This window comes from Methylophilus sp. TWE2, assembly GCF_001183865.1.
In the GTDB taxonomy this organism is placed as follows: domain Bacteria; phylum Pseudomonadota; class Gammaproteobacteria; order Burkholderiales; family Methylophilaceae; genus Methylophilus.
This window is the reverse complement of the sequence record NZ_CP012020.1, coordinates 1,417,685-1,437,339: the sequence shown is the minus strand read 5'-3', so window position 1 is coordinate 1,437,339 and position 19,655 is coordinate 1,417,685. Positions and strand designations below refer to the sequence as shown.

Annotated in this window: 32 protein-coding genes; 2 read left to right on the top strand and 30 right to left on the bottom strand. The window is 44.9% G+C overall.

Annotated elements, in window-relative coordinates; all coding sequences use genetic code 11:
* The first annotated feature begins 50 nt into the window (after positions 1–50).
* Entirely contained in the window at positions 51–2,480 is a 2,430-nt protein-coding gene (locus tag ACJ67_RS06995; protein ID WP_049638459.1) for a TonB-dependent receptor, read from the top strand.
* 57 nt (positions 2,481–2,537) lie between these two features.
* On the opposite strand, the gene ACJ67_RS06990 is transcribed toward ACJ67_RS06995, so the two are convergent.
* From ACJ67_RS06990 to ACJ67_RS06845, 30 genes are all read right to left on the bottom strand, one after another.
* Positions 2,538–2,879 carry a YnfA family protein gene (locus ACJ67_RS06990; protein ID WP_049639813.1) on the bottom strand — a complete coding sequence of 114 codons (342 nt, stop codon included), beginning with the start codon at positions 2,877–2,879 and terminating at the stop codon, positions 2,538–2,540.
* Positions 2,880–2,908: 29 nt separating this feature from the next.
* Entirely contained in the window at positions 2,909–4,102 is a 1,194-nt protein-coding gene (locus tag ACJ67_RS06985) for a PQQ-dependent sugar dehydrogenase (protein ID WP_156171656.1), read from the bottom strand.
* Positions 4,103–4,299: 197 nt separating this feature from the next.
* Positions 4,300–4,521 carry a hypothetical protein gene (locus tag ACJ67_RS06980; protein WP_231587276.1) on the bottom strand — a complete coding sequence of 74 codons (222 nt, stop codon included), beginning with the start codon at positions 4,519–4,521 and terminating at the stop codon, positions 4,300–4,302.
* A 64-nt stretch (positions 4,522–4,585) separates the two neighbouring features.
* On the bottom strand, positions 4,586–5,239 hold the full coding sequence (locus ACJ67_RS06975; protein WP_049638457.1) for a hypothetical protein: 654 nt from the start codon (positions 5,237–5,239) through the stop codon (positions 4,586–4,588).
* 248 nt (positions 5,240–5,487) lie between these two features.
* Positions 5,488–5,880, bottom strand: coding sequence for a DUF2306 domain-containing protein (locus ACJ67_RS06970; RefSeq protein WP_049638456.1), 393 nt, complete (start codon positions 5,878–5,880; stop codon positions 5,488–5,490).
* 71 nt (positions 5,881–5,951) lie between these two features.
* Positions 5,952–6,320, bottom strand: a complete 369-nt coding sequence (locus ACJ67_RS06965) for a VOC family protein (protein WP_049638455.1) — start codon at positions 6,318–6,320, stop codon at positions 5,952–5,954.
* A gap of 14 nt (positions 6,321–6,334) precedes the next feature.
* Complete coding sequence (locus tag ACJ67_RS06960) at positions 6,335–6,667, bottom strand: hypothetical protein (RefSeq protein ID WP_049639811.1); 333 nt, start codon at positions 6,665–6,667, stop codon at positions 6,335–6,337.
* A 362-nt stretch (positions 6,668–7,029) separates the two neighbouring features.
* Complete coding sequence (locus ACJ67_RS06955) at positions 7,030–7,746, bottom strand: class I SAM-dependent methyltransferase (RefSeq protein ID WP_049638454.1); 717 nt, start codon at positions 7,744–7,746, stop codon at positions 7,030–7,032.
* 33 nt (positions 7,747–7,779) lie between these two features.
* Complete coding sequence (locus tag ACJ67_RS06950; RefSeq protein WP_156171655.1) at positions 7,780–7,992, bottom strand: hypothetical protein; 213 nt, start codon at positions 7,990–7,992, stop codon at positions 7,780–7,782.
* Between the two features lie 122 nt (positions 7,993–8,114).
* Entirely contained in the window at positions 8,115–8,621 is a 507-nt protein-coding gene (locus ACJ67_RS06945) for a hypothetical protein (RefSeq protein ID WP_049638452.1), read from the bottom strand.
* Positions 8,622–9,147: 526 nt separating this feature from the next.
* Positions 9,148–9,537, bottom strand: a complete 390-nt coding sequence (locus tag ACJ67_RS06935; protein WP_049638450.1) for a hypothetical protein — start codon at positions 9,535–9,537, stop codon at positions 9,148–9,150.
* Between the two features lie 67 nt (positions 9,538–9,604).
* Positions 9,605–10,093 carry a hypothetical protein gene (locus tag ACJ67_RS06930; protein WP_049638449.1) on the bottom strand — a complete coding sequence of 163 codons (489 nt, stop codon included), beginning with the start codon at positions 10,091–10,093 and terminating at the stop codon, positions 9,605–9,607.
* Positions 10,094–10,239: 146 nt separating this feature from the next.
* The gene (locus tag ACJ67_RS06925) at positions 10,240–10,662 is read right to left on the bottom strand and encodes a hypothetical protein (RefSeq protein WP_049638448.1); all 423 of its coding nucleotides are present in this window, start codon (positions 10,660–10,662) and stop codon (positions 10,240–10,242) included.
* 18 nt (positions 10,663–10,680) lie between these two features.
* Complete coding sequence (locus ACJ67_RS06920; protein ID WP_049638447.1) at positions 10,681–10,998, bottom strand: hypothetical protein; 318 nt, start codon at positions 10,996–10,998, stop codon at positions 10,681–10,683.
* 73 nt (positions 10,999–11,071) lie between these two features.
* Positions 11,072–11,431 (bottom strand): hypothetical protein, encoded by a 360-nt coding sequence (locus tag ACJ67_RS06915; protein ID WP_049638446.1) that lies wholly within the window; start codon positions 11,429–11,431, stop codon positions 11,072–11,074.
* 110 nt (positions 11,432–11,541) lie between these two features.
* Positions 11,542–11,778, bottom strand: a complete 237-nt coding sequence (locus ACJ67_RS06910) for a hypothetical protein (protein WP_049639810.1) — start codon at positions 11,776–11,778, stop codon at positions 11,542–11,544.
* 62 nt (positions 11,779–11,840) lie between these two features.
* Positions 11,841–12,215 (bottom strand): ribonuclease E inhibitor RraB, encoded by a 375-nt coding sequence (locus tag ACJ67_RS06905; RefSeq protein ID WP_049638445.1) that lies wholly within the window; start codon positions 12,213–12,215, stop codon positions 11,841–11,843.
* Between the two features lie 132 nt (positions 12,216–12,347).
* Positions 12,348–12,563 (bottom strand): hypothetical protein, encoded by a 216-nt coding sequence (locus tag ACJ67_RS06900; RefSeq protein WP_049638444.1) that lies wholly within the window; start codon positions 12,561–12,563, stop codon positions 12,348–12,350.
* Between the two features lie 27 nt (positions 12,564–12,590).
* Positions 12,591–13,037: a hypothetical protein gene (locus ACJ67_RS14820; protein WP_156171654.1), complete on the bottom strand. Its 447-nt coding sequence runs from the start codon at positions 13,035–13,037 to the stop codon at positions 12,591–12,593.
* A gap of 33 nt (positions 13,038–13,070) precedes the next feature.
* A complete protein-coding gene (locus ACJ67_RS14815; RefSeq protein WP_156171653.1) occupies positions 13,071–13,286 on the bottom strand; it encodes a hypothetical protein in 216 nt (71 codons plus the stop codon).
* 282 nt (positions 13,287–13,568) lie between these two features.
* Positions 13,569–13,832 carry a hypothetical protein gene (locus ACJ67_RS06890; RefSeq protein WP_049638442.1) on the bottom strand — a complete coding sequence of 88 codons (264 nt, stop codon included), beginning with the start codon at positions 13,830–13,832 and terminating at the stop codon, positions 13,569–13,571.
* 72 nt (positions 13,833–13,904) lie between these two features.
* Positions 13,905–14,249 carry a hypothetical protein gene (locus tag ACJ67_RS06885; RefSeq protein WP_049638441.1) on the bottom strand — a complete coding sequence of 115 codons (345 nt, stop codon included), beginning with the start codon at positions 14,247–14,249 and terminating at the stop codon, positions 13,905–13,907.
* A 12-nt stretch (positions 14,250–14,261) separates the two neighbouring features.
* A complete protein-coding gene (locus ACJ67_RS06880) occupies positions 14,262–14,771 on the bottom strand; it encodes a hypothetical protein (protein WP_049638440.1) in 510 nt (169 codons plus the stop codon).
* A 60-nt stretch (positions 14,772–14,831) separates the two neighbouring features.
* On the bottom strand, positions 14,832–15,182 hold the full coding sequence (locus tag ACJ67_RS06875; protein ID WP_049638439.1) for a hypothetical protein: 351 nt from the start codon (positions 15,180–15,182) through the stop codon (positions 14,832–14,834).
* A gap of 66 nt (positions 15,183–15,248) precedes the next feature.
* Positions 15,249–15,578: a hypothetical protein gene (locus tag ACJ67_RS06870; RefSeq protein ID WP_049638438.1), complete on the bottom strand. Its 330-nt coding sequence runs from the start codon at positions 15,576–15,578 to the stop codon at positions 15,249–15,251.
* Positions 15,579–15,656: 78 nt separating this feature from the next.
* Positions 15,657–16,106: a type II toxin-antitoxin system RelE/ParE family toxin gene (locus ACJ67_RS06865; RefSeq protein ID WP_049638437.1), complete on the bottom strand. Its 450-nt coding sequence runs from the start codon at positions 16,104–16,106 to the stop codon at positions 15,657–15,659.
* Positions 16,107–16,219: 113 nt separating this feature from the next.
* On the bottom strand, positions 16,220–16,549 hold the full coding sequence (locus ACJ67_RS06860; protein ID WP_082163946.1) for a DUF4375 domain-containing protein: 330 nt from the start codon (positions 16,547–16,549) through the stop codon (positions 16,220–16,222).
* A gap of 75 nt (positions 16,550–16,624) precedes the next feature.
* Complete coding sequence (locus tag ACJ67_RS06855) at positions 16,625–16,993, bottom strand: hypothetical protein (protein ID WP_049638435.1); 369 nt, start codon at positions 16,991–16,993, stop codon at positions 16,625–16,627.
* Positions 16,994–17,065: 72 nt separating this feature from the next.
* On the bottom strand, positions 17,066–17,518 hold the full coding sequence (locus tag ACJ67_RS06850) for a hypothetical protein (protein WP_049638434.1): 453 nt from the start codon (positions 17,516–17,518) through the stop codon (positions 17,066–17,068).
* A gap of 68 nt (positions 17,519–17,586) precedes the next feature.
* Complete coding sequence (locus ACJ67_RS06845) at positions 17,587–17,919, bottom strand: hypothetical protein (protein ID WP_049638433.1); 333 nt, start codon at positions 17,917–17,919, stop codon at positions 17,587–17,589.
* 751 nt (positions 17,920–18,670) lie between these two features.
* On the opposite strand from ACJ67_RS06845, the gene ACJ67_RS06840 reads away from it, so the two are divergent.
* A complete protein-coding gene (locus ACJ67_RS06840) occupies positions 18,671–19,654 on the top strand; it encodes an integron integrase (protein WP_049638432.1) in 984 nt (327 codons plus the stop codon).
* The last annotated feature ends 1 nt before the right edge of the window (position 19,655 follow it).

The following is a 19,655-nucleotide window of genomic DNA, read 5'->3' as shown; positions in this document are numbered from 1 at the left end:
ATGCTATCCGGCATAGGGTTATTTCTCTCATTTAACAGAGGTTTAACCTGATGCAAGCACTTCCGTTTCCCAAAAGATCTCCACTCCGTCTGCATATTGCTGCGGCTTTTCATGCCGTTGTGTTTGCTGGCCTAACAACAGGCCTTAGCATCAATTTTCCAACAGTAGCGCATGCAGAAGAAAACCAGGTATTTGATTTTCAGATACCTGCCGGCACACTTGAAAATGCACTGAACACATTGGCAAAACAATCAGCCATAACGCTGACATTTGATGCGGCGCAGGTCAAAGGCAAATCAGCCCCCGCGTTAAAAAAGCAACTGACACGTGAACAGGCTTTACAGTTATTGTTAAAAGACAGTGGTTTACAAGCGAAAGTAGCCAATGGCGCTATTATTATCCTACCGAGGCCTGTCCCCGTCTCAAACCATGCAGACACCTTGCCGGAGGTCAGTGTCCAGGCAAGCAAAACGCACTCTCTGAATGCATTACCGCAGCCTTTTGCAGGCGGCCAGGTGGCAAAAGCCAGCCGCATGGGGATTCTGGGCAATGTCGATATTTTTGATACGCCATTCAGTACCCAAAGTTTTACTGAGCAATTTGTACTTGACCAGCAAGCACGGCGCTTAGCCGATATTGTTGCAGCGGACCCTTCCACTAGAAGTGCCATGGCAGAATACGGCGATAGTGAGACCTACCATATCCGCGGCTTTCCCTTATTCACTAACCAGGTTGGGATCAATGGTCTATATGGCATGACAGACTTGCGTCGCATTGCTCCGGACTTTTACGAGCGGGTCGATGTGCTCAAGGGCCCGGCCTCCATGCTGAATGGCAGTAGCCCATTTGGCGTCACCGGCGGCAATATCAACCTGGTTTCAAAACGCGCCGCTGACACTCCGCTCAACAGGTTTACTGCCAGTTATATCTCAGATAGCCAGTTTGGCGGACATCTCGACCTGGGGCGTCGGTTTGGCGAAGACAATGCCTGGGGTGTACGTCTGAACTTGCTGGCGCGTGACGGCGACACCCCTATCAGCCGTCAATCTGACCGTATGCATATTGGTTCACTGGCGATTGATTACCGTGGTGAAAAACTCACGGCAAGTTTCGATGTTGCCAGCCAGGACCGCTTAACCAAAGGATACTCGGCCAACATTGTCTATAACCAGGGCTTTGCACTGCCGCGTGCAATGAAAAATGATAAAAACTATGTCAACGACTGGGAGTTTTTCAAAGGTGACTCACACTACTGGATGACCAAAGTCGAATATGAGTTTAACCCGGCTCTGACTGCCTATATCAATTATGGTCAAGCCAAGGGTAATGAAGAATATTTTTATGCGGGCTCGCAAGGCCGCCGTATTATCAACAGTGCTGGCGATTTCACTGCTCGCGTTGGTGGCTACCAAGGCTGGTACGAAGTCGATACCTATGAGGTTGGCTTACGGGGCAATTTACAACTTGGCAGTGTCAGCAACAATTACGCACTCACTTACAACGATTTTGACCGCATTGCGGGTGGTTCCGTCGTGCATGCAACAGGCGTGTATACCGGCAATATTTACCACAGTCCCAACCTGCCTAAACCTACAGTGAATTTTGGCGTGATTCCACAGAATGGTGACTTGCAATTAAATAGCATTGGTTTCATCAATACTCTTGGTTTCCTGCAAGACAATGTATTACTGACCTTGGGTGCGCGAAATCAATCACTCTATAGCGGTATTTTTTCTGCTGGGATTAAAACAGGCGCTTACGATGAAAATAAAGTGACGCCTACCAGCGCCCTACTCGTTAAACTCGGCAACTACTCCTTGTATGGCAATTACAGTGAAGGCCTGTCACAAGGAGCAACTGCACCAAACACGGCTGTAAATGCAGGCGAAAACCTGGCACCATTTGTGGCAAAACAACATGAGCTTGGTGTGAAATATAACGCAGGCACTTTTGGTATGACTGCTGCCATTTTCCAGATCACGCAACCCAGCGCATTTACCAATGCCGCCAACCGTTTTGTGAATGACGGTGAGCAACGCAACCGTGGCCTTGAATTATCTACATTCGGTCAACCCTTCAGCGGCGTTCGGCTGTTGGGCGGTGTCACCTTTATTGATGCAGAGCAAACCAAAACACTCAATGGTGTCAATGATGGCAAAGATGCCATTGGCGTGCCAAAAATCAACGTAGTCATCAACGGGGAATATGACATTTTTGCCTTCCCTGGCTTAACGTTGACAGGCCGCATTTCTGGCTTTAGCGAAGCGCAAGCCGATGTTAGCAACACACAGAGCATTCCTGGATGGACAACGTTTGATGCAGGTGCCCGTTATGTCACGCAAGTCTCAGGCAACAAAGTGACATTACGTGCAAATATCATGAATCTGTCAGATAAAAGTTATTGGAACTCAGTATCCCGTGGCTTTATCACGATGGGCGCTCCTCGTACAGCACTGATTTCAGCCACCATAGACTTTTAGAATCGTCTCATTGTCGCGGAATGGTAGTAGCCTGTGTAGGAAATGCAGGCTACTACGTTAGATATGCCTGGGCGCAAACATGATAATCGCCATGCCTAGTACAGCAACCGACGCCCCCAACAAATCCCAGGTTGACGGCCGTAAGTCTTCGACCAGCCACAACCATAAAATAGCAACGCCAATATACACGCCACCATATGCCGCATAAATCCGGCCTGCGGCAGTGGGATGCAAGGTCAGTAGCCAAGCGAAAGCTGCGAGGCTGACTGCCGCCGGCAATAATAACCACGCGCTTTTACCTTCTTTAAGCCAGAGATATGGCAGGTAACAACCAATAATTTCGGCGACCGCAGTCAGCGCGAACAGTAACAGGGTTTTAAATACAAGCGTTCCTTTTATACCGGCATCAAACAATTACCCATCTACCGTTATTCCTGTTCCGAAATCAGCAGCTGATTATGGTCCGTTTTAAGATAGAAAGTCCCATTCTGGTCAATCTGGATGGCACGGATACGGTATCCGTTCAATACTGGTTCGGCATACACCAGATTAGTGCCTTCCTTGCGTACACGATATAAGGTCGTATTACCCATGCCAGCCACAAACAAATCGTTATCCCAGAAATCATTGCGCCCAGTAGAAGGATATTTCACTAGCGGGCCGATGCCAATCGACGGCAAGAAGGTCATTTGCGGTTTTTCATAACCTTCATGGCTATTGAATTTATTGCCGTAATAGCCGCCTATGCCATCACGCTCGTAAATCGTGCCATAACTGACATTTGGCCAGCCATAATTTTTACCACGTTTGATCAGGTTAATCTCATCACCTCCGCGCGGCCCATGGTCGGTGAGCCATAATTCATTGCTTTCGCGGTCATAGAACAAGCCTCCAGAAGGCGAGCGAAAGCCTGAGGCATAAACCTCAGCATTCAAACGCTGCAAATCAATACGTACCACCTTACCTAAAGAAGTCGTTTTATCTTGAACCCGGTCAGGTTTGGAAAAGTCACCCAAACTCAGGTACAAGGTACGCTCATTCTCTCCCAACGCCAGTTTGCCACCGACCTGGTGCCCCAGGATTGGCTCTTTAATGGCCGGGCGACTGATATAAATTTCGCGATCAAAACTGACTTCGCTATTTTCAATATCCACGGCAAACTCACTGACTGCCAGCCGCACCCCATTATTGGCTTCATCCCAAGTGGTATAAGCCACATAGAGCGTTTTACCTACCAGCAAGGAGTCTTTCACACCGGATAATTCCTTGCAGTAAACCAGTTGCTTGCTACTGCTTTCGTCAGACGAGGTCTCGTCTCCAGGAATAAATTTGGCCAACGCCTTACCGGGTTTGACCAATTCCATGCCCTCATTCTGGCGGACAAAAAACACATCACCGCATTTACTGATAAACAGAAACAGTTTTTTATCCAAGCGCTCGAAGGGACCTGACGGATATTGGTCTTCAAAAGGTAATTTGAATTCTTTGAGGGGTTGAGTACCGAATACTGAGGTAATTCGCGGTGGCTCAGGTTCTTTTTTAGCTTCTTTTTCTGCTTCTGCCGCGTCACTGCCAGAGAGCAACAATCTAGGAGTTGTATCATCGCTGGCGGCTAAGGCCACGCTGTGTAATCCATGGCTACAACAAAGGATAAAAAAGGATTGGATGAGAAAACGGGCAAGCGACGCGACAGAACGTCGCTGGTTAAGATAAGACAAATTAAACTCCCTTAGCTATTTTTTATTTTTCGAGTTCCGCATTTGGAAAAAGTTTAAAATTAAGAATTTAATTGGTTAATTAAATTAATATAATTAATGGTTTATTTGTTTTTATTAATGTAATTTGTAATTATAATTTTCAGCGCTAACAGCGTGATCATCACACCCCACGCCGCCAGGGTTAACTTGATAAAAGCGGCAAAAGTATCCTGCTGGCAAATGCTTTCCAATCCCGCCGAAGACGCATTGCCATCACAACCGAACGCAACCACAGCAAAAGCAAAACCAGGCCCGAGATGCAGAATACTCAGGCCATAAATCAATCCACGCAACACCCTTAGCCCCAACCTTGATAGTCGACAAGGTCACACTTTACCATTGATCTGGCTAAAGCATGTCTTTGAAAATCTGGTAAGTGCCTCCGGTATAGTTGCCTTGAAAAGAACTGGCCCGGACACCCGCAGCCAACTCCATCTCCCTCGGCACATGTTCATAAGAATAAAAGTAGCGCCCCTTTTGCACACAGCGATCACAAGGACTGTTGTTGTAGCTATACACATCCACCTGAGCCTCACCGGACCCCACAATCTCTTGCTGATGATATCCCGTCAGAATCACTTTCTGGATAACGACGCCTGGTGTGGTTTTAATATGCCAGGTCACCGGTTCATAGGCCATTAAGCCCAAAATAATGGGCGAAGAATCATCACTGACATTCACCGTTACCGTGCGTTGCTCCCTGCTCGCATTAATAAATGGCTGGCATTCAGCGGGCGACAGAGGCTCTGTGCTGCCAGTTGACTGCCTGGCAGCCCGGCATTGTGCCCACCAAGGCCGCTTGTCAGCAACTTCAGGCAAGGCACCCTGGTATACGCCAATCACATGTAACACTGCTCTCGAAGCTGAATTGACCTGCGCAGCGGCTGGGGTGGCAGGTGGCGTGACCTGTTGCGTAATCGTCGTCGGTTCAATGCCACAACACCCTGCCAACCAAACAGACATCACGACGATAAACACTCTGCTGAAGTAACTGTTATTCATCCTTAATTTTCCTGACCTTAGCCGTCGTGGCTTAACTTAAGTAACGACCACACCAAATGCGACAAATTCGAGGTCATAAAAAAAGCCCCTGACGGGGCCTGATTACTTGAGATACCCAGAGGTATTTTTAAAGAAAACTATTGGCTTGGCAATAGCCTGTTTGAGTCATGCACATGACTACCTCAGCGCTTAATTGCCAATACCATCACTCCAGGAATGCTTGATGCAATGAAAGGACAACGGCTACTCTAACTCACGCCCAACAGCAGATGATGCAGCATTCGCCCCGGTGCAAAAGAAAATGCCCCGGCGATTAAAATGCCACCAATATAGAGGCCTATCATATAACCTCGATGAGCCTTGATATTGCCATGGCGGGCAGCAAAATAAGCAGCGGGTACCGAGTATAGCGTGAGCAAGCTAAAAGCATGTATAAATCCGAAATGACCCAATACCTGCGGGCCCACTTGGGAGGGCATCAACAGGGTGATTAACCCCGTGATCAGCATGAGCATGAGATAAATTCTTCCTAGAACTCTATGGTCAGAAGTCCCTTTTCTGCTAGCCAGCAACACGCTCCCCAGCAAAAACGCTGGCACGATTGTCGCTAAATGGATGTATGCAAGTTGTTGGTATGTCATCCTCTACTCGCTTACGTTTAATAAACCATCACGGTGCCCAAGAAAACGTGCTAGTCATGATTAATCAGCCATTAATCGACGTTTTGCCCAATCCGCCATAACACACCTGAAGGGTCTGTGATACAGAAATCACGCATCCCCCAGCTTTGCAGCTGAATCGGCCAAATCTTCACGCCATATCGATTGACGATATCGCTCTGCTCAATGTGCGCCCACCAGGAATCCACATCCTGCACCAGCAAATGCATCATAAAATTCTCCGCCAGGTTTTCTGCGCAAAAATCCTGTAACAAAAAACTCACATGCGCAAAGTGGAAATAAGCCACCCCGCCGCCTTCCGAGGCCATGGTGAATCCCATGTCTTTGTAAAACTGTTTGGAAACCTCAAAGTTCTTGGAAGGGACAAACGCTTTGATTTCAGTGACCTCGAGATTAAGCATAACAACCCTTCCAATTATCGCACGAGCAAATAGATCATGATGATAGTGGTTGTCGCTGACAACCCAAATGAGATAAACAGCATCATTTTATAAGTCGCAAACTCTTTTCTCGCTTCCTCACCCGCCTGTTCCAAAGCAAGAATCGCTTGCTGCATTTTCTCTGCCAACAAATGGATAGACTCTGCATTTTGCACACTCGCAGCTTGCAACTCCTCAATCTGCCGTGTCAACACCGGATCGTCTATGGCAACTTCAGGCTTGGCGGTAAAAGCCGGAATCGCAGCAGTTGCTACCTGAGCAAGATAAGGTGCTACTGCCTTGAGTATAGGTAAAAACTGAATTGCCACAAGCATCCTTTCTGGCTGCATCAATGATGGAATGGTTTTTATAGTAAAGCCTGTGGCAAGAGGCGTCCAGCGCAAATAATCAGTCGAATGGTGTTAAAAGACCCCAGCGAGCGACTTTCACCAGGTGAAGGGGATGAAACAAACTCAGCTTAAAAAAGACTGCAAACAAGTAAATTGGGGAATGACGCCCTACTAGTCACCCGAAATATTAGGTTGCAAGACGGCCTAATCGGCATGAAAGCCTAAACAAGGCCACACATCATTGGGCACGTTTGTCAGCATGAGCATACGGTGCAGCTCATGGCACCCGCGTTTGTTGTGTCTTATCAATTACATAATCGTGTCTGAACCTACTAACATTACTATGGCTTATTTGCAGCATATCCTGAACGCACAGAGAACCAGGCATGCACAAAACCAGCTTGATAAAACTGCACCGGCGACTCAAAACCGCCACGTTGAATGATAGATCTAACCTCGTCAGGGGGTAAAATCGCGACATCTTTTGCCCATGCCGCATGTGTTCTCTCTATGGCTTCCGCAGGCACGTTTGCAGCATGCAACATACTTACCCACACTTTAAGCAACGCTTCATATTCAGGTGAGCCCACGGTGGATGACAGATCAGCACTCACCAAAATACCGTTTTGCTTCAGTCTCTGCGAAATCGCACGGAAAAAATTGGAACGAGCCTCTTTGTCGAGGATAAACTGAGAAACCATAAAACAGGTTGCCGCATCATGCAGCTCAATGTCTGGCAATGTCTCCACATAACCTTCATGAAATACGCAACGAGAAATAAAACCCTCCTTCTCAGCGCGTTGACGGCATACTTCAAGCATGGCACCAGAAGGTTCAACCGCAGTGAATCTCCAGTGTGGAAACTTGCTGGCCAAATACGAAAGCTCTGCACCAGCGCCTAAGCCAACGCAAAGTATGCGAGCGGACGGTGGCAGCTCCGAAAAAATCCATTCAAGCTGAAAATACAGTCCCTCATGAACAGGAGCCAGTTTCTTTTGTTGCTGCTCATAGCCAGAGGCTTGTTTGTCAAAAACGGCTTTGAGTTCTTCTTGGTTCATGTAGCAATTGTTCCTGTGAATGGCCAGGCTTTGTTATTTTTGCCCAGAGCGCTCTTTTTCATATTCTTCATACGTTTTGTTATTCAGCTTTTCTAAACACGACTCAACTTCGCCTGGAGGTTGACTGCGACAGTTATTTTTTGCGCCTTCTTTCACCCCTTCGTACCATGATTTAGTCGTGCACCCAGTAATAGTAAGGATTAAAAAAGCCAACGCAATCATTGCCAAAAATTGTTTTGTTTTCAATTTGAGCACTCTCTACCTTGATTGCTAAGTGATTGATACATTAGCCAAACGTTTAAATGTAATGGGTGCTCTTTAGCGCGCACCGCTTGATGGATGGGTTGGGCTTTCAGCTCTGCGTTTATTCAATTTGCCTCAGCCCAAGAGGCGAGCGCTTCCAACTCTCCATACATTGGAACTTTGGCACTTACATCCATAGCTTTTGCATCGATCAATGCCACTGCACGTTTACAGGTGTCTTCTTTATTTCCTTTTCGAAACCAATCAGCAACACTTGCTTCACCATCACGTCTCACAGCAGAAGAATATTCATAGAGAACAGCATCGCGAGCGCCAATGCCTCCAGAACTGAGAGCAGAATCGAGTCGCTTACCCATGTACTTTATAGATGCAGAGAAATACTTGGAGTTTCGCTGTTGCCAAGCGTTTGCAAACTCTTTCGGAGTCTCAGAACGACCAATTAACGAAAGGCACTCTAAGCCTAAACGACCTACAACAAAGTTCATTGTTCCCATATACGCGGACGCGGCGTCCCTTGACTCTGATGTCAATGTCTCACCATCTTGCGCATTTACGCTAAATGTATAAAACCCGATTAATAGCGTAACTAGAATGAGTGGATAGTTTTTCATAAGTATATTACCCAACGTTTGACATAAGGGGCGCGCTTTAGCGCGTCCCGCTTGATGGATGGGTTGGGCATCATTAGTTAGCTTTCCTGAACTGTAGGTATATAAAATGTGTTGCGCAGGCTATTGGAGCATAAAAGATTGCCCTGCTAGCCCAGTTTTCTGACCAAGATGTAACTTCAATTAGAGCAAATATAGCGCCTGCAACGCCTAACCAGAAAAGACTGTTAAAACGATATTTCAAATTGCTAATGGTTGAAAAAACCAAACTCCAAAATGCAATGAGTGCGCATACGCAACCGATGAGCAACAAGAAAGACTTGATGCTAGCAAAAGGAGAATATTTGAGTGTCATGAGGGGCGCTAAAACAAGCCAAGGAAAGTTAAAAATAAAAGCAATTGTAACTACACCGCAGCAAACAACTGCCTCAATTGTAAGTAGAAATCTAATAGTACGACTCATGACGCCCAACGTTTGACATAAGTGGCGCGCTTTAGCGCATCCCGCTTGATGGCTGAGTTGGGCATGTTAGTCACCCCCCACAAAATAAAACATTCGCCACCCCTTAGTGGTTTTCTTAAAACCTGCACGATAACTTGTACCCGCATTCTTAGGACACTCAATAGAGTGGTCAGGCTTTTCAAAGCAGTCTCGACCTGTAACATGATAAAGTTTTTTAAAGAGAGATGTGTCAGCTTTCCAAGCTTGTATGGCCTGCTCCGCGTCACCATCGCCACCAAAGCCCCAAATAAACTCTGTGACCATCAGTTTTTTTAATGTTTCTGTATCTTTTTTACTTGCAGCAACATGTACTTTCAAAATGAGAGACTGCGCCTCTTTTGGAATGGGTGCTGCTAGTGCAGAAGTGCTAAGCACTGACAAAACGAACAAGTGGATAAAGCGTACACGAAAAATCATGATGCCCAACGTTTGAAGTAAGGGGCTGGCGACACCAGTGGCTCAACCCTCGTTATTAATAAACATTTCATAGAAGCACCTTTTCGCCAGTCCCGCTTGACTGATGGGTTAGGCTGCCCTTTAAAATTCTTTTCGCATGAGCATCACTGACTTTCTCACCACGAGGCCATTGCAAATAAGGTAGAAGAGTTACTTTATCAATTTCGCTTAGTGGTTCGCCTAATTGAGGAACAAGTGCTCTCACTTGTGGCCATGGTGCTTGTTCAGCTAGGTTGGCATATAGTTGCATTAGATTTTGTATATTTTCGATAGGCTGCTGATTTTCGAGAGTACTTAAATCATAAATTAGCGAATAATTAAAAGAGTTAGCTCTTTGACGCCATTCATTAGGAAACCATGCATGCTCAGGGGTTTCATGAAGCATTAGGTTGACGATATTAACTCCTTTGGCCTCAGGGCCTCGTAATTGCTCTCGAATGGGTTTTAAGCGACGACAAAACCATTCTGCAAAACCCCAATGAGAAAAGGTTAATGATTGCTCGCGTTCTTTCGTCATTGGGCAATAGTAAATTCGGACACTTGCAATAGTCATGCTAGGCCTAACGTTTGAATTAAGGGGCTGGCGACCATGGTGGCTCAACCCTCGTTATTAATAAACATTTTACAAAAGAGCCTTTTCGCCAGTCCCGCTTGACTGATGGGTTAGCCAGCGGATTTAAACGAAGCAAATACATTTTTAACCCTTGTAGCCATCGCGCCCGCATCATCACCCCACATAGGAAGATTCATGACTAAGCGCCCATTTCTATTCGTGTGGGTTAAATTAGGGATTGCGCTTACGGCTCTGAGCCTCTGAATTGCACTTTCTTCTGTTGGACAAATCTCGACCACAATTGGTAGTGGATAGCCAACTATCTCAAATCCTGCGACAGATAAGACCTGTGAGTGACGAAGCCCATGCCTTACTGGATATGGGCGCACGTGAATACCGTCCTGATTGAAGTGATTGGCCAGCGCAATTGCTTCTGTGGCAAGCGGTTCAACTGGACGAAGAAATGACCTGTATAGCCACTCGCCAGCAAATGTAACAACTAATACTAGTACAAAAAAGAATGCGTAGCGCATAGGGAGCTAACGTTTGAGTTAAGGGGCGCGCTTTAGCGCGTCCCGCTTGAATGATGGGTTAGAGCGGCGAAAAAACAAAGCCAATGCAAAAGCGACTGTATTGAAAACCGCAAGAGCAAGCACCCAACTTGCCGAGGTATTTAGTTGGCGAAGGATTGCCTCACGACCATAAGTTGCGGCAGCAGTAAGTGCTTTTTGAACCTCGGGGTCTGTGCATAAGCTACACGTTATGCCTTTTGGAGGAACTTCAGCATAAGTGATAAGGCCCGGCATAAGCACAAAGACGGCTCCCACTACATTTATTGCCACGAATGCCACCAATAGGAACCATTTCATGATTGAGCTCTAACGTTTGAATTAAGGGGCCTGCTTTAGCAGGTCCCGCTTGAATGATGGGTTAGGAAAAACTTTACTTTGAAAGAAACCAATTTGAAGCCTCTTTTTGGAATAGTCGATAAAGAATGAAAATTTCAATAGGAATTAAAGCTAACGAAACAATAAACTCTAGTTTGAACCTTACGTAATCAATGGCAAAAAGGGAAAGAAACGAAAAAATAGTTATAACCAAATAAACATAGCGAGCAGCATTGCTTTGATGGCTAATTTTATATGGGAGAATGCAAAGAAATGCATAAATTATTATGGTAATAAGAAACTGCCCAGCTGAGGTATTGCCGGATAATTTTTGGTAAAGGGCAAGTAAAGTACTAATTGCTAGAGTTGCCAAGATTGCCGTTACAGCTTGTTTAACTTTTACTGGTGTTTCCATATAGTTCCTAACGTGTGAAGTAAGGGGCTGGCGACAACATTAGCTCAACCCTCGTTATTAATAAACATTTCATAAAAGAACCTTTTCGCCAGTCCCGCTTGACTGATGGGTTAGGGTTTAATAACACCAAGTTTTTCTCTAGCGGTTGCAATAACATACTCATAAAGCTCTAAAGGCAACTCACTTACAAATGGGCTAACCTCAAAACACTCTTTTGCATCATTTCGGAAAACCTCAAGAACCAACTTTTCTTCGCCTTCAAAATTGCAATAGCACTCCCAGCTGAGACCGTCACGATCAGCGTCTGATGCAACTAAGAAAGTATATTCCGTGCCTGAAATTATCATAGCCCTAACGTTTGACATAAGGGGCGCGGTTTAGCGCGTCCCGCTTGATGGATCGGTTAGGGTCATTTCTGTTGAACAAAGCCACCCCATCCATCAGTGCGACCACTCATTGTTGCCGCATACTCACCAAGCTCATCTTCAAAAACTGTTATATCTCTATGAGTTGGTATCATATTCTTTTGAATGATGACATCCCATGGATGGGTGTCAATCGTTTTAGAGTTGTTTATTATTACCTCGTAGCCTAATTTTTTAAAGTGGGACGCAAAAAGTTCAGCACTACTGTGGTTTAGAAAAATTACGACAAAATCTATTTTTCTCGGTTTTGATAAATCATCGCCTCTTTCTTTCATTTGAAGAAGTACACGCCCATTCTCATCATCTGGAAAATCGGAATCGCTTTTAATTTCATCAGCTTTTAAATTAAATGAAATCATTAGTACGATACAAAAAATATAAGTTATGAAAAGTAGCGTGCGTTTCACTCTAAACCCTAACGTTTGAATTAAGGGGCTGGCTTTAGCCAGTCCCGCTTGAATGATGGGTTAGGCAACGGAATGGCATGATGGCTAGTTTTTATTGAACTCATTTAGTGCCATGCTCGTTTTTTTGAGAAGTTTTTCTGCATCTTGAAACTCAACTCCCGTTCTTGTTTGAAACTCCCACTTCTCAATCGCTCCAGACCCATTAATAATTTCATTTAACGCGTTACTTATCAAAAGTAAATCATCTTTGGTTAGTGAACATGCCCAATTTTCAATAACATCTGGAAGCTTAGTTTTCATTTCGCTGTTTAACGCCTAACGTTTGAATTAAGGGGCCTGCTTTAGCAGGTCCCGCTTGAATGATGGGTTAGGTGGCGACGATAGCCATAAAAAGGCCGCGATGTTTAAACCCACCCCTGCTGTAACAACTAGTAGATCATAAGGTACTGGCAACAAATGCACACTTACAAAATATGGAAGGTTAGAGGCGGCTACGAGTAATGCTGCACTTACCCCAACCGCCAGAGCTGAAGAGACTCTGCTTAGCTGGTAGTTTTTGATGAGTCGCCAAGTAAACCAAGTGAGAGGTATTGAGCAAACAAGAATTGCAGGGGTATATGAGAAGCCAAGAATAACTTGCCAGAGTAAGATACCCAATGCGGTGCTGTCTGTTTTTATAAAAAATGTGGCAACCATGCTGAAAAGACAAAGAACCGTAGAGGCTGTAAAGGCAGAGCCGAACCAATGGAGTGGGTCAATGTTTTTGGTGCTCACATAGCCTCCTAACTTTTGAATTAAGGGGCGCCGTTAGGTGTCCCGCTTGAATGATGGGTTAGCCACTAACGAATGCTGCTCAAAAACCTTAATGAGGATTGGCCTGGTGTATTTCTGCTCTGGATCGACGTCGTGAGAGTCATCTCGATGATGAAACTCTCCTTGATCAAACGCATTAAAAACCTGCAATGCAAAGTCTGGCATGCCACGATCCTCGTCTGAATAGGAGTAACTAAATAATTCATTCATGGCTCTATCCGCAGCCTCGAAACTCAATGTTCCACTAAGGTAGCACATGGCAACATAATGAGAAAACTCATCACAGAACAAAAAGTAGTCACTACTATATGCGGGATAAACTATTTCCCACGAAGATCTAGGCAATTCAACTAGTTGTTGAAACAATTTGATGTCCATTATGGCTAACGTTTGAAGTAAGGGGCTGGCGACACCGATGGCTCAACCCTCGTTATTGAAAATTGTATTATCGAAGTGCGCCCTCGCCAGTCCCGCTTGACTGATGGGTTAGGGTTAAACACCAAATTGCACCTCATAATTAACAGGCCAAACACCAAACCACCAAATGCGAGATAAATATTTACTGATACGGGGATAAAGCAACTCTTGCTCTTGATTAGATAAAGGATGAGTTACGTAGTTATTACCTTTGGTTGGTGGTAAATGAACAATCCACGTTTTATTTTTGCGGGACAAATTAAAGCGATAAGTGCCGGACTCATCTTCGTAGCTCAAACCTTCATTTTTGGCTTGCAATGATACTTTGTAATTAGGCATCACACACCCTAACGTTTGACATAAGGGGCACGCATTAGCGTGTCCCGCTTGATGGATGGGTTAGGCCATAACTTATTTGTACCATTCAGGTTTCCTTGTTTTCTTACAGAACTGCCGTGCCGCTGATTTGTCTTTTGGCTCAATCTCGGACTCTAACTCATTTAGTTTTGTAAGAATTTTTTCTTGGTTCTTATACTTGTGTTTGAGTTTTTTTAGTTTCGCATCGGTTCCTGAGCAGGATTGGCAAATTGACCAGTTAATATCGGCTTGCCTTTCTTCATCGTAACCATACTCACCTCGCCAGTGGTCGCATGATTCGCGCAGTTCTAAATAGCTTGAAACATCTTTCGGTAAGGCATCTTCTGCCAGTGACTGGCAAGAAATGCAAAGCAAGATGTATAAGCAAAAAAATCTCATGTGGCCTAACGTTTAAGGTAACGGGCGCCCTGGCAGCGTAGCTGTTGGGGCGTCCTTGTTAACCGCAAAGTTAGGTGACAACTGAACAACGGACTTCGACAGCCACCACACAATAAACATTGCAAATAGATTGATGCCAATAATGAAAGGTTGATTAGGTTGCAATAGGCCATAACTAAAATAGCTACCTACCAAGATTTTGGCGCTCAATTTAATTGGAAAAAGCTGGAGAGAAACAGTTGTATGGAAACCGCATGAGAGGAAATAGCTAATTAGCGGGGACCCAAAACTTGGCACCTGCACCAACCAGAATTTCAAATTTGCTCTCTCTGCACCGACTTCAGCTTGAAGCAAACCAATTCCACACCAGATACCCCACGCATAGACGACTGTGGCCGCAATTAACATAAGCCATTCAATGAGATTGGAACCAGAAAAGAGTCCGCTAACTCCTGAAATAAAACCCACTGTGCTACCTACAATGGTGAAAATTCCAAACGCTATTCGTTGCCAATGCTTCATCGATCCGCCTAACGTTTGACATAAGGGGCACGCTTTAGCGTGTCCCGCTTGATGGATGGGTTAGGGAATGTTGTGCTTATTTTTAAAGCTTTGTATTTCAATTTGCGCATATTTTTCTGCCATTTCTGTGAGCGATTCATCAATAAACCTTCCCAATGAGATTAACTTAAAGTACAAATGAAAGTTGAGATAAACAGATGTTGCAAATACCAGGAATAGCGCTATGTATATTTGTAGCCACGTTAACTGTTTTGAATTTAGCTCTAGCGTTATTGGGTTCAAAAAGCCGACAAGACCGCATAGAACAGGCGCACCTAGTAGTAGGCACCATATCGCTCGTTTGGCTTGCTGTGTTGGTGCGCGGGATATTATTCGGTGTTTAATATCTTGCCAATCTGCGGATTTATTCATAATTCCCTAACGTTTGAAGTAAGGGGCTGGCTGAAAGCCAGTCTCGCTTGACTGAGGGGTTAGGGTTTACCACTTGATTGGCTCCCAAGTTAAAACGATGCGCCCCAAAATACCAAGAACTATAGCAAACAAAAAGTTAAAAACTGGAGCTGCGATTAAAACCTCACCATGACCGTATGATGAGGTGACACCTAACCAATTAAAAAGTGAAACCAGTGAAGGAAAAATTACTAAGCCCGAAATAACACCAAAAAAGAGGACTAATAATAAATATTTATTTTTACCCTGCTGTGGTGAGATAGCAGCACTTTTAATAAGCTTTTTAGTTTTGACATGTACTACAACTGCAGAAATTGCAGTAGTAAGAAATGAAACGTAAAAAGCGAAATCAGTCATCTTCCTAACAACCCCTAACGTTCGAATTAAGGGGCACGCTTTAGCGTGTCCCGCTTGAATGATGGGTTAGGCCAATAATTATTCATAGACCGAACCTCTGGCAGCAAACTCAAGAAGGACCACTTTTGATGTTTGTTCATTTGGCTCATAAATTAGCCTGTAATCACCAACTCTATAGCGCCATAAGCCTTTTTGCTCGCCAACGAGAGGTTTTTTTGTATCTCCTACTAAAGCTATTGGGTCTTCCGAAAGCTCAGTTATAGCTAGGAGAATGCGGCCTTGAAGTTTTTTATCAATGTTCGCGATGGATTTGAGAAATGTGGGTGTAAATGCAATTGCCCAAGCGGTTGGGTCAGGTGCTCTGCGAGAAAATAAAGGCCTGTCATTTTCAGCGGGTATTTCTGCTTCTTCTGGGATTTGTTCAGGTGCAGGTGACCAAATGTCTAGCAGTGCATTTAAAAATTGATTTTTGTACTTGAACTCTTCAAGTTCACCTGCACGAGCTTCACTAATGCTTTTTAGTAACATTGCTTATGGCCTAACGTTTGACATAAGGGGCTGGCGACAACCTATGCTCAACCCTAGTTATTAATAAACATTTCATAAAAGAACCTTTTCGCCAGTCCCGCTTGACTGATGGGTTAGCCAGCATAAGTAGGTAATAAATTGGCTAAATCATCTTGGTACTCGTAAAAGGCTTTATCTTCGTTTTCAAAAGCATCAGACTCGGGCGAGACCTGTTCCAAAATATTTTGTCGCTCGAACCACTCTGTTGGAGGCATGCCACCTGGAAATTTATTTGCTGCACGAGTAACAATTTCTGCGGTTTTAAAGGCACCTATCAATTTTAATGCTTCTATTGTCTCAGCAGTTTGATTGCCAGCTGAGTTAAAAAAGAATTGATCAAAACCACCGTTATTGATTTCGGCTTCCAACTCTTCAATTAGCGCTCTTACTATAGTGCTTTCCATATTGGTATTTGGGCTAACGTTTGAAGTAAGGGGCTGGCGACAATGGTGGCTCAACCCTCGTTATTAGTAAACTTTTCATAAAAGAACCTTTTCGCCAGTCCCGCTTGACTGATGGGTTAGACCAGAGCTTGGATTATTTTCGCATGGATGATTATTTACCACGATGAATGAGGCCCCTCGCTCTCGTAAAATACGGCGCATACGGCTTGCAACACGAACGCTCCATACCCCAATGTATTTTTCACCACTGATGTTTCGAGCAGCGTAACCACCAAACAAGACTTCGAATTCAGCCTCGGTTATATATTTCTCAACAAAAGAACGAAGACCTAGCTGCAGGGAGGGTTGCGAGGCGCCTTCCTTAAGCATGCGCTCTTTAAACAGAAAGAGCTGCTCCACTTTGCTTTGGCTAGGTTTTAGCTTATTTTTAGAAAAAGGCCACATTTCGTCTAACGTTGAAGGTAAGGGGCCGTCTGGAGGCGGCACGCCGGAAGACGGTCCCGCTTGACCGCCATGTTAGGCCTTTGTGGCCAATAACTTTGCGCGTTGCTCACTAACGTACCTTTCCGCGATTTGCGTAACTGCGTCATGCAGCTTTGACAAGAACTCGACATCAATGCTGTGATATCCAGGTTCTTCGAAGATATAGCGCCACTCGACAAAAGCGTTCGAAACTAGGGTTAGGCTACTTTCAAAGCCCTCGTCTTCGCCAACAACCAAGCGCTGAATCTCGGCCTGTATTTCAACAGGTAGCTTTCCGAACAGATCGAAAAACTTGTGCCCCTCAGATGGCTTGCCGCTTCCAACCAAGATTGCTTTGAACCCAAGCTCAATCGAAAAGGCTAGACAGACAACCGCAGGAACAATGGCGTTTGACACCCCATTTTTTGCGGGCAAGCCATTTCCGTAGCAAAGCTCAAATGCACGATGGAAGTTTTTTGAAGTCGACAGAACCGAGGCGGGAGTCATGTTGGCCTAACGTCTGAGGTAAGAGGCTGGCGTTAGCCAGTCCTGCTTGACCGATGGGTTAGGGTTGTTTATAGACTGCCGCACTTTGACACTTCCTCACCATCAACAATTTCTAGACCACACTCATATAGAACTTGCTCGTGGTCTATATCAATTTCCCTACCTTGATACTCTACACACTCCCATGCAAATTGCCTTGAAAGCATTGGTGCTTTGCATTTTGGGCATGAAAAGTCTTTAAGTAGTTCTTCGGCACGTGCAATCTGGGTGCGCAAAGTTGCTAAATCTTGATTGACGATTGCCAACTCCTTTTCTTTTTCAGTAACTTTCTCGCTACTAGCCTCGTTGTCTTCTTTTAGCCTTGAGAGTTCTTCAGTAACTGTTTTGACTCGTTTGGACAAAGCCTCGACAGCGATATCAGGAGTTTTTTTTCAGCCTGTTGTAACTGAAGTTTTAAGAGTTCAATCTGTTCCTTTAATACTTGAATGGTTGCATCTTTTTGGGACGCAAGCACTCTATACACGCTGAACAGTGCGATTATGAATAAAATTGGCGATGCAATCTGTGTATATAACGCTATTTCGTTAATCATCGGGGATTAAACCCTAACTTACATAGTTGAGCACCACCCCGCAGCGCGGGATGAAGCGGTCAATTGGGTTTTTCGATTGAACGCGCCCGCGCAAGTGGGCGAAGTCGTGAGCATTGCGAACGATGTGTGCTCCAACGAGACGTTAGATTTTGTAGCTGCATCTCTTAGTGAACCAATCTCTTGCTGCAAGCTTATCAATTTCAACTAATCCTCCCTATTACAGCCAACGCTTAAACTCAATGGCGTTTCTCGTACCGAAGAGCTACGATGCGGCGTTCGCATCAACTCAGTTATGCGACGACGCATACTTCGCTCTTCGCTTTTTAGCATCTTTTGCGCAGTTTATACACCAACATTTTTTTAATACGATAGAGAGTTTACCACCCCGAATCGCTTTTCTTCTTTGACCGAAGATCTGACAAAATCTAACGTTAATTAGACCCCAAAAACGAACCTAATTTTTTATTTAGGCCTGGGGCTATAAATTTATAAAAATGATTTATTTTTATTAAATCAATAGTTTGTGTTTTATTATTACACCTGCATAAAAGGGCTTGGCTATGGAAAACACACCTGAAGTAAAACCTGCTCCCAAGTTGTTTCCCCTTATCGTGGAACGCTTGCGGGTGAAACATTACAGCAAACGCACCGAAGAGGCTTATATACAGTGGATTAAACGCTATATTTTGCACCATGGCAAGCGACATCCGCGCGAGATGGGCGTAGCAGAAGTGGAGAGCTTTTTAACCCATTTAGCAGTTGAACGAAATGTCTCAGCCAGCACACAAAATCAGGCCAAAAGCGCCCTGCTCTTTTTGTATAAAGAAGTACTGGAGATGGAGTTGCCGTGGCTGGATAATGTGACAAGAGCCAAAGCGCCTAAACGCATGCCTGTAGTGTTGAATAAACCAGAGATCCAGGCTTTGCTTAATCGACTGGATGGCACGATGTGGCTGATTGGTAGTTTGCTGTATGGCAGTGGCTTGCGGGTGATGGAATGCTTGCGTTTGCGGGTGAAAGACATCGATTTTGTGAAGCGTGAGATTTTAGTACGCGAGGGCAAAGGCTTTAAAGATCGGGTGACAATGTTACCGGCTGCCTTGGTAGAGCCACTCAAGCAGCATTTAATCAAAGTGCAGGCCTTGCATGAAGAAGATTTGGCAGCGGGTTTTGGTGAGGTGTATATGCCAATGGCGCTGGATAAGAAATATCCGAATGCTGGTCGTGAATGGGCTTGGCAATATGTGTTTCCCTCAACCAAACGCTCAATTGATCCTTTGAGCAATAAGATACGCCGTCATCATGCCGATGAAAAAACGGTGCAACGCGCGGTTAAAAAAGCGGCCAGGGCAGGCAATATTGCCAAATTGGCGACTCCGCATACCTTGCGCCATAGCTTTGCGACGCATCTGCTTGAGGGGGGCTATGATATTCGCACCGTTCAGGAGTTACTCGGTCACAGTGATGTTTCTACCACTATGATTTATACTCATGTTCTCAATAAAGGCGGCCGCGGGGTTGCCAGCCCGCTGGATGTGATTTGAA